Genomic DNA, 12,269 nt, shown 5'->3' with positions numbered 1-12,269 from the left:
ATGCCGGCCGGTACGGCGGCGCGAAGCCCACCTGACCCTAGCGCTGTCCCGACGCGGGCGTGGACAGGGCGTCCGGCGCGTCCCGCCGGCCGCCGGAGGCCGATTGCCCAAGCAAGTTACCAGCAAGTAACATGCTGCCATGTCCATCGACTCGCGGCAGGTGGCCGCCGGAATGCTGCAGGCCGTCCCGTTCGCCCGCACCCTCGGAATCGAGTTCATCGACGTGGCGGAAGACTCCGAGGGGCTGCACGCGATCGTGCGCCTGCCGGACTCCGGAGCGACCCACAACCACGTCGGCGGGCCGCACGCCGGCGCCATGTTCACCCTCGGGGAGACCGCCTCCGGCGCGGTCGTCCTCGCCGGCTTCGGGCACCTGCTCGACCGCGCCGTGCCGCTGGCCGTACGCGCCGAGATCGCGTACAAGAAGCTCGCCATGGGTCCGGTACGGGCGACGGCCCGCCTCGGCCGGCCGGTCGCCGAGGTCGAGGCCGAACTCGCCGCCGGCACCCGACCGGAGTTCCCGGTCCTGGTGGAGATCTCCACCGAGGGCGAGAGCGCGCGGGTCACGGCCCTGTTGACCGTGGTCTGGACGCTGCGCCCGCAGTGATCCCCGGGTCTTCCCTGATCCGCCCCTGAATCCGGCCGGCGGACCTGGACACCTCCTCGATAGGAAGACACGCTACATGTAGCTGTCAGACCTATCGAGGAGGTTCTCGGTGACCACCACCGGTCCCCGTCCCCGCCGACCGCTCCGCCTGCTCGTCGGCATACTCGTCGCGGTCGTCGTGCTCTGCTGCTGCGGCAGCGCCGGGATCACCGGGTGGCTGCTGCTGCGGCCGGGGATCGACACCGCCGGAAAGGTCGACTTCCGTAACCCGCTCGCCGTACCACCGCTGGCCCCGTCCCGCATCGACGACGAGGGACGACGGGTGTTCGACCTGCGGGCGCAGGCCGGCCAGCGCGACTTCGGCCGGGGCACGGCCACCCGGACCTGGGGCTTCGAGGGCGACTACCTCGGACCGACCCTGCGCGCCACGCGCGGCGAACGGGTCGTCGTCGACGTCGTCAACGGGCTGCCCGAGCCGACCAGCGTGCACTGGCACGGCATGCGCCTGCCCGCGGTCATGGACGGCGGCCCGCACCAGGAGGTACGCCCCGGCGCCACCTGGTCACCCACCTGGACGGTCGACCAGCCGGCGGCCACCCTCTGGTACCACCCGCACCCGCACGGCAAGACCGAGGAGCACGTCTACCGCGGCCTCGCCGGCATGTTCATCATCGACGACGAGCGGGAATCGGCACTACCGCTCCCCCGCGACTACGGCGTCGACGACTTCCCGGTGATCGTCCAGGACAAGAACTTCGACCGGGACGGACAACTGCGGGTCACCCGCAACATGTTCTCCGGCATCGGGACGCTGGGCGACACCCTGCTGGTCAACGGCACCGTCGCGCCCTACCTGGACGTCACCACCGAACGGGTACGGCTCCGGCTGCTCAACGGCTCCACCGCCCGGACGTACGACTTCGGCCTCGCCGACGACCGGCCGTTCGCGCTCATCGGCACCGACGGCGGTCTGCTGCCCGCCCCGCACACCACCCGGCGGATCACCCTGTCGCCAGGTGAACGGGCCGAGATCGTCGTCGGGATGCGGGCCGGCGAGCGGGTCGCCGTACGCAGCTTCCCGCCCGCGCTCGGCAACGTCTTCTCCGACCGGTTCACGGGCGGCGAGGACACCTTCGACGTGCTCGAACTGCGGGCCGCCGGCACCCTCGCGGCAGCACCCGACCTGCCCAACCAGCTCGTTCCGGTCAAGCGCATCGATCCGGCGTCGGCCGTCACGACCCGGTCGCTCGACTTCGCCGGCCGGGGGATCAACGGCAAGAGCATGGACATGGGCCGGATCGACGCCGCCGTCGTCCGGGGCAGCGTCGAGATCTGGGAGGTCACCAAGCTCGACGGCACCCCGCACAACCTGCACGTGCACGATGTGCAGTTCCAGGTGCTGACGATCGGCGGCGAGCCGCCACCGCCGCACCTCGCCGGCTGGAAGGACACCATCCTCCTGCCCGACGACGACACCGTACGGATCATCATGCGGTTCGGTGACCACGCCGACCCGAACGTGCCGTACATGTACCACTGTCATCTGCTCTATCACGAGGACCAGGGGATGATGGGCCAGTTCGTGGTGGTCGAACCGGGCCAGTCGGCGGGCACCCCGCCGCGCGGCGGGGCGGGACACTCACACGGACAGTGACCGCGGCGCTCCGCGCGGCAGGGTTTCAGCAGCCTTCGGCGCGGTTAGATTGACCTGGTGCTCGGTCTACCCGCTGACGTCACCGCCTGCCTGTTCGACCTCGACGGTGTCCTGACCCAGACCGCACGGGTGCACAACGCGGCCTGGGCGGAGACCTTCGACGCCTACCTGCGCCGCCGATCGGCCGCCACCGGCGAGCCGTTCCGGCCGTTCGACCCCGGCCCCGACTACCACCTGTACGTCGACGGCCGGCCCCGCCTCGACGGCGTACGCAACTTCCTCGCCTCGCGCGGCATCACGCTGCCGGAGGGGACGCCGGACGACCCGCCGACCGCCGACACGGTCAACGGGATCGGCAACAGCAAGAACGCCATCGTGCTGCGCCGGATCGCCGCCGGTGACGTAGAGGTCTTCGACGGATCGGTCGCCTACCTGCACGCGGTCGCCCGGGCCGGAATCCGCCGGGCGGTCGTCTCCGCCAGCGCGAACTGCCGCCAGGTGCTCGCCGCCGCCGGCATCGAGGACCTGTTCGAGGTACGCGTCGACGGCATCGTCGCACGCGAACAGGGACTGCCCGGCAAACCGGCCCCGGACACCTTCCTGGCCGCGGCCCGGATGCTGGGGGTCGAACCGGCCCGGGCCGCGGTCTTCGAAGACGCGCTCGCCGGGGTCGAGGCCGGCCGGGCCGGCGGGTTCGGCCTGGTGGTCGGCGTCGACCGGGCCGGCCAGGCCGAGGCGCTGCGCGTCCACGGCGCCGACGTCGTCGTCACCGACCTGTCCGAACTACTCACCGCGCAAGAGGCCGTGAGCGAGCGCAGCGAGCGAACCAACAAGCTCAGTACCAATCATGACGACGGCGAGCGAAGCGAGGCGGTGTCATGATCCGTGAGCGGGCCTATCCGGTCGAGCCGTGGCACGTGCGGGAGACCGGCCTCGACCTGGACATCCTGGCCCAGTCGGAGTCGGTGTTCGCGCTGGCCAACGGGCATGTCGGGCTGCGCGGCAACCTCGACGAGGGTGAGCCGCACGGACTGCCCGGCAGCTACCTCAACTCCTTCTACGAGCTGCGTCCGCTGCCGTACGCCGAGGCCGGGTTCGGTTTTCCCGAGTCGGGCCAGACGATCGTCAACATCACGAACGGCAAGCTGATCCGGCTGCTGGTCGACGACGAACCGTTCGACGTCCGCTACGGCGAACTGCTCGCCCACGAGCGGGTGCTCGACCTGCGCGCCGGCACCCTGGAACGCAACGTGCACTGGCGTTCACCGGCCGGCGACGAGGTCCGGATCCGCAGCACCCGGCTGGTGTCGTTCACCCAACGGGCGGTCGCGGCGATCTGCTACGAGATCGAACCGGTCGACGAACCGGTGCGGCTGATCGTGCAGTCCGAACTGGTCGCCAACGAGGAACTGCCGGCGCAGGCGAAGGACCCGCGGGTCGCCGCCGTACTGGAGTCGCCGTTGCAGGCCGAGGAGCGGCTGGTCTACGAGGACGGTGGCCTGCTGATCCACCGGACCAAGCGGAGCGGGCTGCGGCTGGCCGCCGCGATGGGGCACGAGGTCGACGGGCCGGAACGCACCAAGGTGACCACCGAGGCGTACGAGGACTGGGCCCGTACGACGGTCGCGGTGGCGCTCCGTCCGGGCCAGCGGCTGCGGATGGTCAAGTACCTGACGTACGGCTGGTCCAGCCGGCGGTCCCGGCCCGCGCTGCGGGACCAGGTCGGCGGTGCGCTGGCCGGGGCCCGCTACTCCGGTTGGGAGGGGCTGGTCCGCGAGCAGCGCGAATACCTCGACGACTTCTGGGACGCGTCCGACGTGCGGGTCGAGGGTGATCCCGAGGTGCAGCAGGCGGTGCGGTTCGGGCTGTTCCACGTGTTGCAGGCCGGCGCGCGGGCCGAGTCGCGGCCGATCGCCGCGAAGGGCCTGACCGGTCCGGGCTACGACGGCCACGTCTTCTGGGACACCGAGACGTTCGTGCTGCCGGTGCTGACGTACACCCAGCCGGCCGCGGTGGCGCACGCCCTGCGCTGGCGGCACGCCACCCTGGACCTGGCCCGGGACCGGGCCCGGACCCTCGACCTGCACGGGGCGGCGTTCCCGTGGCGGACGATCCGGGGCCACGAGTGTTCGGCGTACTGGCCGGCGGGCACCGCCGGCTTCCACATCGGCGCCGACATCGCCGACGCCGTCCGCCGCTACGTGCAGGCGACCGGGGACACCGAGTTCGAGCGCGAGATCGGCCTGGAGCTGCTGGTGGAGACGGCGCGGTTGTGGCGGTCGCTGGGCCACCACGACCGGCACGGCCGGTTCCACATCGACGGGGTCACCGGGCCGGACGAGTACACGGCGGTGAAGGACGACAACGTCTACACGAACCTGATGGCGCAGCGGAACCTGCTGGCCGCCGCGGAGGCGGTGCAGCGGCACAGCGAGGAGGCGTGGCGGCTCGGCGTCGACGACGAGGAGACCGCCGCGTGGCGGGACGCGGCCGGGTCGATGTACGTGCCGTACGACGAGGAGCTGGGCGTGCACCCGCAGGTGGAGGGCTTCACCCGCTACCAGGAGTGGGACTTCGCCGCGACCCCGCCGGACAAGTACCCGCTGCTGCTCAACCACCCGTACTTCGACCTCTACCGCAAGCAGGTGGTCAAGCAGGCCGACCTGGTGATGGCGATGCACCTGCGCGGCGACGCGTTCACCGCCGAGGAGAAGGCGCGCAACTTCGTCTACTACGAGCGTCGTACGGTTCGCGACTCGTCGCTGTCGGCGTGCACCCAGTCGGTGCTGGCCGCCGAGACGGGCCATCTCGAACTCGCCCACGACTATCTGGGCGAGGCCGCCCTGATGGATCTGCACGACATCCACCAGAACACCCGCGACGGGGTGCATGTGGCGTCGCTGGCGGGGGCGTGGATCGCGCTGGTGGCCGGGCTCGGCGGGATGCGTGACCACGACGGCCGGTTGTCGTTCGCGCCCCGGCTGCCGAGCCGGATCGGCCGGCTGGAGTTCTCGTTGATGTGGCACGGCCGGCGGCTGCGGGTCGACGTGCGGCCGCACGAGGTGACGTACGCGCTGCGGGACGGCGACGACGACACCCGGCTGGAGTTGCGGCACCACGGTGAGGAGGTCACGGTGACCTGTGACGATCCGGTGACCCTGCCGATCCCGGCGGCTCCGCCGGCGGGGCCGCCGCCCCGCCAGCCGCCGGGGCGTGCCCCGGCCCGCCGGTCGGCGCTGGGCGAGCTGTGACGGATACGCCGGAGCCGGGTCGCGCAGGCGACCCGGCTCCGGCGTGAGTGTCCCTACAGCAGGGACAGGTGCACGTGGTTCGTGTGGTCGGTGTTCGGGTCGCCGTAGGCGCCGCTGTACGACTTCCAGCCGATCGCCGGTAGCCAGACCTGTTTGAACCAGATGACGTAGAGGATGCCGAGCCGGTCGGCGTTGCGGACCAGGAACGCGGCCAGGTTGTTGCCGTACAACCTGTTCTCACCCTGCGCGACGCCGCCGAAGCCCTTCTTCTGGGAAGAGAAGTCGCAGGCGCGTCCCTTGGGGTGCTCGTACGGCCCACCGGGGCGGTAGCAGGAGACGTACCAGTTGAACCCGGCCTTCTGGGTCTCCTTGAGCGCGTGCAGGGTACGCGCGGTGATGCATCCCGAGGTCGTCGGGTCGTTCTGGTTGCACGACTGTGCCGGCCACGATCCATCGCGGTTGCGCGGGGCCTGCGCGGCGATCGGCGAGGTCGCGTTGACGAACCCGCCGGTCGAGGCGCCGCCGGCCAGCCGGAGCGCCTTCTCGGTCTCGGCCTTTTTCTTCGCCATGACCTCGAGTTGCTGCTGCTCCTCGGTGACGGCCTGGTCGATCGCGGCCTTGGCCCGGTTGGCCTGGTCGAGCGCGGCGTTGAGTTCGCGCATCTTCCGGTTGTCGTGCTGGGCGAGGGCGTCGAGGCTCTCGGCGCGGTCGAGGAAGTCCTCGGGCGACGCGCTGTTGAGCAGCATCATCATCGGCCCGATGCGGCCCATCCGGTAGGCGTTGGCCGCCACCTGGCCGATCTCGGGCTGGAGCATCTCGATCTGCTTTTCGACCTTCTGCAGTTCGAGGGTGAGCTGCAGCTGGCGCTTGCGTGAGTTGTCGACCGCCGTCTTCGCCTCGACGTAGCCACGGCTGGTGGCTTCCATCACGTCGCGCAGCAACGGGTTCTCACCCTCGTCGCCGGGCGTCGTCGGTGCGGAAGTTGGCTCGGCGTGTGCCGTGCCGGGGGCGACCGCCAAGCCGATGAGCACGGCTACGGCGGTCACGAGCGTGACGGGCAGCGACTGCCGCCGACGCTGGAATGACGTCATCTACCGTTCCTCCCATCTGCCGCCGACCGGGTTAGCTGACGGGTTCGGGACGGAAGGATCCCTACCGCTGGCGCGGATTCACCCCGGGACACCTGGTTCCCCGGCTCGCCTCGCGGCGATTGGGCGGCGGTCACCACCGGCGCCGATGGGCGCCGCCGGGCGGAGACCGCGGGCCAGCCTACCGGATGGTTCGGGTCCGTCGCTCCGGAACCACCGAGCCACTACCAGGGCGGATGCGTTACAGGACAACGACTTTCGGTGATGTCTGTTGGTCGGTCGAGCCGGCCGCCGGCGGCTGCCGGGCGGTGACTTGCCAGCTTGCTGACAGGTTCCACATGGCCGGCGCCCAGCGGCACGACTCATGGTGAATCCCGGTAAACCGTCCAACCGTTACCAATCGGAGGAAAGTGATCATGCAGATCGTCCCCAGGAAGGCGGCACTCGTCGGCCTCGGTGCGGCCGGGGTGCTCGCTCTGGCGGTGGCCGTACCGACCGTGGCCCTCGCCGAGGATCCGACACCCGCGCCGTCGACGTCGTCCTCCAGCGCGCCGTCCCGGACGGAGCAGCACGAGGAACGGCGGGCCGAGCACAACCGGCAGCTCGCCGAGGGGCTGGCCGCCGAACTCGGCGTCGACGTGGAGAAGGTCAGCGCCGCGCTGGAGAAGGTGCAGGGTGACCTGCGCACCGGGGCCGAGCAGGAGCGGCAGGCGAAGCTCAAGGAGCGGCTCGACGCGGCGGTCGAGGAAGGCAAGCTGACCCGGGAGCAGGCCGACGCGATCATCGCGGGCGCCGAGGCCGGCGTGTTCGGGGGCAAGGGCGGCGGGTTCGGGCCGGGGCCGGGACGCGGCGGACGCTGACCGGAGCCCGGCACCCACCGGATCGCGGGCCGGCGGCGGACCTGTCCGCCGCCGGCCCGCGCGGTCTCAGCAGTAGAGGTTGTTGCCGGGCGTGGTGCCGAGGATCTGGACGAACCGCTGGTAGGCGTTCACCCGACTCTGCACCGTGGCCGGGTTGCGGCCGTTGCACTCCAGCGCGCCGTTGATGCTGCGGATCGTCTCACCGAAACCGATCCCGTTGACCATCGCGTGGTGCGGGGTCATCGTGCCCGGACCCGACTGGGTGTTCCAGTACCACAGCGCCGTCTTCCAGGCCACGGCCGCGTCGTTCTGCACCAGCCACGGGTTGGTGAGCAGCGGCAGGCCAAGCGCGTCGCCGGCCGCCTTGTAGTTGAAGTTCCAGCTCAACTGCACGGGGCCGCGGCCGTAGTAGGCGGCCTGGCCGGCCGGGCAGCCGTACGGCTGGCTGGTGTCGCAGTAGTGCGGGTAGTTGGCCTGGTTCTGCTCGACGATGTGGACCAGCCCGCCGGTCTCATGGTTGACGTTGGCCAGGAAGGCCGCCGCCTCGCGCCGCCGGGTGGTCTCGTCACCGGTCTTGGCGAAGCCCGGGTACGCGCTCAGCGCGGCGGTCAGCCCGCTGTAGGTGTAGAAGCCGTTCCGGCTCGGGAACATCTGGTTGAACTGCGCCTGGCTGACCACGAAGCCGGTGTTGCCGCCCGGCGGGGTGGTGGGCGGCTGCCCGCCGCAGGAGTAGGGCTCCCAGTACCAGGTGCTGATGATCGGGTCGTACCCGGGATTCTCGTGCTTGGCCCGGTAGTACTGGCCGTTGGTGTAGCGGACGATCGAGCCGGCCGGGTACCACTGGCCGGCGACCCAGGCGGGGTGGTTGCAGTTGGTGCCCGGCGGCGGCTGGGTGCCGCCTCCGCAGGTGCCCTGGTCGGCCCAGACGCCGGAGCCACCGGTGCTGGGCGCCTCGCCCTGCGTCCACCACTTGGCCTGCCAGTTACGGCCGTTGTGGGAGGCGGTCATGCCTCCGGTGTAGACCGCCGAGGAGTTCCAGGCGGTCGCGCAGGTCGCGGCGGACGCGGACGACATCGGTACGACGACGGCCAGGGCGACCGCGACCGCGAGTGCGGCCAGCGACGCGATCGTGCGTTTTCTGGACACGTAATCACTCTCCTCGTTACAGCAGACTTAGACAGCCATCTTTTAATAAACTTTACTAACCTATTCCGTCGGCCAACGCAAGGGGATCGAGCCCCGGGCATACGCGGGGCGCACGACGGCACCGGCCGAGGTCATCCGGCGAGGAGACGCCACCGGGCCGCACCGCACGGCCGGTTGCGGGGCGAACCGGATGGACCGACCGAGCTGCCCAACGGCCGAGATGATCTAGATAAATACTCTTCGCCGCACGGTGCCCAATACGGTCGAACGACCCCGAGCACGAGGAGCCACCCATGTCACCGCTGGCCGACGGAGCCAGCACAGCACTCACGCCGACCCGGGTACGGCTCGTGCCGAGTTGGACCGCCGGCGCCGGCGTACCCGACGTGGACGCGTCCGCGCTCCTGGTGACCGCGGCCGGCAGGGTCCACGGCGACAAGGACCCCGTGTTCTACGACCAGCAGCACCACCCGAGCGGCGCGGTCGTCCACTCCGGAAAGCGGACCGGTCCGGCCGGTCCCCTCAACGGCTGCAGGTGAGGCGTCAGCGCCAGCCCACGTCGATCCGGTCGCCGCGCTCGTCGAAGAAGTGCAGGGCGTCCAGGCGTACCGAGATCGCCAGCGGATGGCCCGCCGACACCCCCGGGTACGGCGCCAGCCGTACGGCCAGTTCCGCCGGCCGCCGGTGGTGCCGGCCGGGGTCGCTGAGCACACTGGTCCGGCCGCCGGCCTGCCGCTGCCGCGGGATCGAGCGGCCGGCGTCCGCGCCGCGCCCGGTCAGCCGCTGGACGGCATTACCGAGCCGCTTGATCGGCCCCGGTTCGGCGGCCTGGCCGGGGACCGCGCCGCTGATGTCGTCGACGACCACGGCGGTCGCCCCGATGTCGAGGTAGGCCAGCGACTCGTGGCCGTGGTGCTCCAGGTAGCGGATCCGGCCCTGGAGCACGTCGCCCTGGGTGTCGGGTGCGACCGGGGTCAGCGCCTCGGCCCGCATCCCGACGACGATCCGCTCACCGTGGTAGTGCGCGACGGCCCGCGCCCGGATGTCGTCCCATGGCAGGTAGAGCGCCTGGTCACCGAGGTTGAGCGTGACGTAGCGGTCCAGGTGCACGTAGACCGACGCCTCGAGCAGGTTCATCCGGGGGCTGCCGAGGAAGGCGGCGACGTAGAGGGTCGCCGGCCGCCCGTAGACCTGGGTGGGGGTGCCGACGTCCTGGAGCACCCCCTTACGCATGATCGCCACCCGGTCGGCCATGGTCAGCGCCTCGGCCTGGTCGTGGGTGACGTAGATGGTGCTGACCTTCAGCTCGCGCACCAGTCCGGAGATCTCGGCCCGCAGCTCCGCCCGCAGACCGCTGTCCAGGTTGGACAGCGGTTCGTCCATCAGGAACAGTCCGGGGCGGCGTACGATCGCGCGTCCCATCGCGACCCGCTGACGCTGGCCACCGGAGAGCTGGTTCGGTTTACGGCCGAGCACGTCGCCGATGCCGAGGGCGCTGGCGACGTCGGCCACCCGCTCACCGCGCGGAGCGGGCTCCACCCCGGACAGCCGCAGCGGGAAGGCGATGTTGTCGCCGACCGTCATGTGCGGATAGAGGGCGAAGTCCTGGAAGACCATGGCGATCCGGCGGTCGCGAGGTGGCAGGTCGTTGGCCAGCTCACCGTCGAGCAGGATGGCCCCCGAACTCGGGTCCTCCAGCCCGGCGACCATCCGCAGCACGGTGGACTTGCCGCAGCCCGACGGGCCGAGCAGCACCATGAACTCGCCGTCGTTAACGTCCAGATTGACGTTGTCGACCGCGATCGTGCCGTCGTGGAACACCTTTGTGACGTCTTTGAGCGCGACGGTTGTCACCGCCACCTCCCCAAGCCTCGATGCCGGCCTCCGAATGACTGTGACGAGCGTCATCAGGTCCGACTATCGGGTAAACGTTCCATGTTCGTCGTGTGACAGGCCAGTTACCTGGCCTGTTCGACCTTCAGGAGCCGCGATCCGCCGGGTCCTTCGGCGACGGCCGAGGCGTATCCGTCGGCCCAGCCGTAGCTGCCGTCCGGGTCGAATATCCAGTCCACGCCGTACGCGACCAGCAGCTCACGGCGGCGCGGCTCGGGGGTCTCGGGGTCCACCAGCTCGGCCTGTTCCGCCCGGCGGCGCTCCTCGTCGTCGAGCAACGGGTCGGGCCAGGGCGGTGCCACCGACCGGATCTCGTACGCCAGCAGGGCCCGGCCGACGGACACGTTCCCGGTCAGCACCACGGCACCGGGTTCGACCGCCCGGCCCACCCAGCCGAGATCGGGCCGGTTGGTGACCCCGTGCGCCGCCCGCCGGGGCGCGCTGAGCTGGTCGGCGGGCAGCACGAGCAGCAGGTTGCCGTACTGGGTGGCGAATCCGGCCAGGCAGGCGACCGCGGCGACCGTCGCCCACAGCCCGGCCAGCAGCCGGGCGCCGTTTCCGGGCCGCCGAGGTGCCGGGCCGCCCGAGCCGGTTCCGACCTTCACCGCATCGCCCGGCGGCTGTCCGGCGACCGGTCGCCGACCGAACGCCGTGGCCACGGCCGTGGCGAGTTCGACCGCGGCGGCGACCTGGAGGCCGAGCAGCAAGACCGGCCACACCCGGCCGAGCGCGTACGCACCGGTGAGCCAGCCGGCGAGCACCACCGCACCGGACAACCCGCAGAGCAGCACCAGCGGGTCGAGCCGGTCCCGGCGCAGCCGCAGCACCAGGGCCGGCACTCCGACGAGGAACGCCAGCCCGTAGCGGCCGGCCACGTCGAGGTAGAGCGTCTCGTGGATGGCGTTCAGGTCGGATGCCGACGAGGCGATGGCGGTGACCCGGAAGTAGGGCCAGCCGAAGACCGGCAGCAAAGCGGCGGCGGCACCGACCAGCACGCCGAGCGGGCGGGCCCGGACGAGCCAGATCGCCCGCCCCGCGACAAGGGCGACCACGCCGATCGCCGTGTTGACCGCGGTGAACGGGTGGATCAGGATCACCAGGCCGCCAAGCAGGCCGGCGCCGAGCCAGCGCGACCATGACGGCGTACGCAGCGCGCCGGCCACCGCGACCCAGCAGAGCAGCATCAGACCGAACGCGAGCGTGCTGGGGTACGGCAGGATGAGCACCAGCCCGCGCAGGGCCGGAAAGCCGCCCCACTGGGGGACGGCCGGCCCCCACAGCAGCGGCACGAACAGCAGTGCCAGCACCGGCGCCCACCGGTTGGCGGTGAACACGCGGACGAAGCGCCACAGGCCGTAGAGCAGCAGGGCCAGGTTGACCGGGGCGGCGGCGCTGACCACGGTCGCCGGCCCGAGCCCGGTCACCTTGGCGATCACGGCGAGCAGCAGCGGGTACGGCGTGAAATAGGGGCTGGGCGCGGCAGCCTCGACCATCGGATCGGCCGGGTGCCACAGGTCGTCCCGCAGCCGGCCGACCACGGCCGCGTGCAGCCCGAAGTCGGCACCCCACGGCTGACGTACGACCAGCGCGACCGCGAACAGCACGGCGAGCGTCGACAGGACGAGGTAGAGCAACGGGGCGCGGCCGGGTCGGGACGGCGGGACGGGATCGGGGGCTGGCCCGGCGCCGGTCTCAGGAACGGAACCGCCGGTCACCGCCCCGGATCCACCGCCCGCCACCCGCACGCAAGGCTCTCCTTCTCCCGGGCAT

At 71.3% G+C, this 12,269-nt stretch carries 10 protein-coding genes and 1 riboswitch; of the genes, 6 read left to right on the top strand and 4 right to left on the bottom strand.

All coding sequences use genetic code 11. The features are described 5' to 3' along the window. Positions 1 to 139 precede the first annotated feature (139 nt). From QCD66_RS02095 to QCD66_RS02080, 4 genes are all read left to right on the top strand, one after another. On the top strand, positions 140 to 607 hold the full coding sequence (locus QCD66_RS02095; protein ID WP_357538322.1) for a DUF4442 domain-containing protein: 468 nt from the start codon (positions 140 to 142) through the stop codon (positions 605 to 607). A gap of 109 nt (positions 608 to 716) precedes the next feature. Next, positions 717 to 2,261 carry a multicopper oxidase family protein gene (locus QCD66_RS02090; RefSeq protein ID WP_375733590.1) on the top strand — a complete coding sequence of 515 codons (1,545 nt, stop codon included), beginning with the start codon at positions 717 to 719 and terminating at the stop codon, positions 2,259 to 2,261. Between the two features lie 57 nt (positions 2,262 to 2,318). Further along, positions 2,319 to 3,143 carry a beta-phosphoglucomutase family hydrolase gene (locus QCD66_RS02085; RefSeq protein WP_364214437.1) on the top strand — a complete coding sequence of 275 codons (825 nt, stop codon included), beginning with the start codon at positions 2,319 to 2,321 and terminating at the stop codon, positions 3,141 to 3,143. Continuing rightward, a complete protein-coding gene (locus tag QCD66_RS02080) occupies positions 3,140 to 5,512 on the top strand; it encodes a glycoside hydrolase family 65 protein (protein WP_375733591.1) in 2,373 nt (790 codons plus the stop codon). Before QCD66_RS02085 ends, QCD66_RS02080 begins: the two co-directional genes overlap by 4 nt. Before the next feature lie 53 nt (positions 5,513 to 5,565). Here QCD66_RS02080 and QCD66_RS02075 read toward each other — a convergent pair whose 3' ends face one another. Then, complete coding sequence (locus QCD66_RS02075) at positions 5,566 to 6,603, bottom strand: coiled-coil domain-containing protein (protein ID WP_375733592.1); 1,038 nt, start codon at positions 6,601 to 6,603, stop codon at positions 5,566 to 5,568. A gap of 4 nt (positions 6,604 to 6,607) precedes the next feature. Beyond that, a riboswitch (cyclic di-AMP (ydaO/yuaA leader) is annotated at positions 6,608 to 6,739 on the bottom strand. Positions 6,740 to 7,016: 277 nt separating this feature from the next. On the opposite strand from QCD66_RS02075, the gene QCD66_RS02070 reads away from it, so the two are divergent. Beyond that, a complete protein-coding gene (locus tag QCD66_RS02070) occupies positions 7,017 to 7,460 on the top strand; it encodes a hypothetical protein (RefSeq protein ID WP_364214446.1) in 444 nt (147 codons plus the stop codon). Positions 7,461 to 7,526: 66 nt separating this feature from the next. On the opposite strand, the gene QCD66_RS02065 is transcribed toward QCD66_RS02070, so the two are convergent. Next, positions 7,527 to 8,606, bottom strand: a complete 1,080-nt coding sequence (locus tag QCD66_RS02065) for a glycoside hydrolase family 19 protein (protein ID WP_357538312.1) — start codon at positions 8,604 to 8,606, stop codon at positions 7,527 to 7,529. 293 nt (positions 8,607 to 8,899) lie between these two features. Here QCD66_RS02065 and QCD66_RS02060 point away from each other — a divergent pair, with 293 nt between their 5' ends. Then, positions 8,900 to 9,145 carry a TerD family protein gene (locus QCD66_RS02060; protein ID WP_375733593.1) on the top strand — a complete coding sequence of 82 codons (246 nt, stop codon included), beginning with the start codon at positions 8,900 to 8,902 and terminating at the stop codon, positions 9,143 to 9,145. Positions 9,146 to 9,149: 4 nt separating this feature from the next. On the opposite strand, the gene QCD66_RS02055 is transcribed toward QCD66_RS02060, so the two are convergent. Both QCD66_RS02055 and QCD66_RS02050 read right to left on the bottom strand, forming a co-directional pair. Beyond that, a complete protein-coding gene (locus QCD66_RS02055; protein WP_357538308.1) occupies positions 9,150 to 10,460 on the bottom strand; it encodes an ABC transporter ATP-binding protein in 1,311 nt (436 codons plus the stop codon). A gap of 104 nt (positions 10,461 to 10,564) precedes the next feature. Then, a complete protein-coding gene (locus tag QCD66_RS02050) occupies positions 10,565 to 12,244 on the bottom strand; it encodes a hypothetical protein (RefSeq protein WP_375733594.1) in 1,680 nt (559 codons plus the stop codon). Positions 12,245 to 12,269: the final 25 nt, after the last annotated feature.

This window comes from Polymorphospora sp. A560 (assembly GCF_045781765.1).
GTDB classification, from domain to species: Bacteria; Actinomycetota; Actinomycetes; order Mycobacteriales; family Micromonosporaceae; genus Polymorphospora; species Polymorphospora lycopeni.
The sequence above is the reverse complement of the archived record's forward strand: the minus strand, read 5'-3'. Positions and strand labels throughout refer to the sequence as shown.

Bases quoted from the DNA above. Each gene is read 5' to 3' on its own strand.
- QCD66_RS02075 (WP_375733592.1), bottom strand. From the start codon at position 6,603: ATGACGTCATTCCAGCGTCGGCGGCAGTCGCTGCCCGTCACGCTCGTG.
- QCD66_RS02080 (WP_375733591.1), top strand. From the start codon at position 3,140: ATGATCCGTGAGCGGGCCTATCCGGTCGAGCCGTGGCACGTGCGGGAG.
- QCD66_RS02070 (WP_364214446.1), top strand. From the start codon at position 7,017: ATGCAGATCGTCCCCAGGAAGGCGGCACTCGTCGGCCTCGGTGCGGCC.
- QCD66_RS02095 (WP_357538322.1), top strand. From the start codon at position 140: ATGTCCATCGACTCGCGGCAGGTGGCCGCCGGAATGCTGCAGGCCGTC.
- QCD66_RS02060 (WP_375733593.1), top strand. From the start codon at position 8,900: ATGTCACCGCTGGCCGACGGAGCCAGCACAGCACTCACGCCGACCCGG.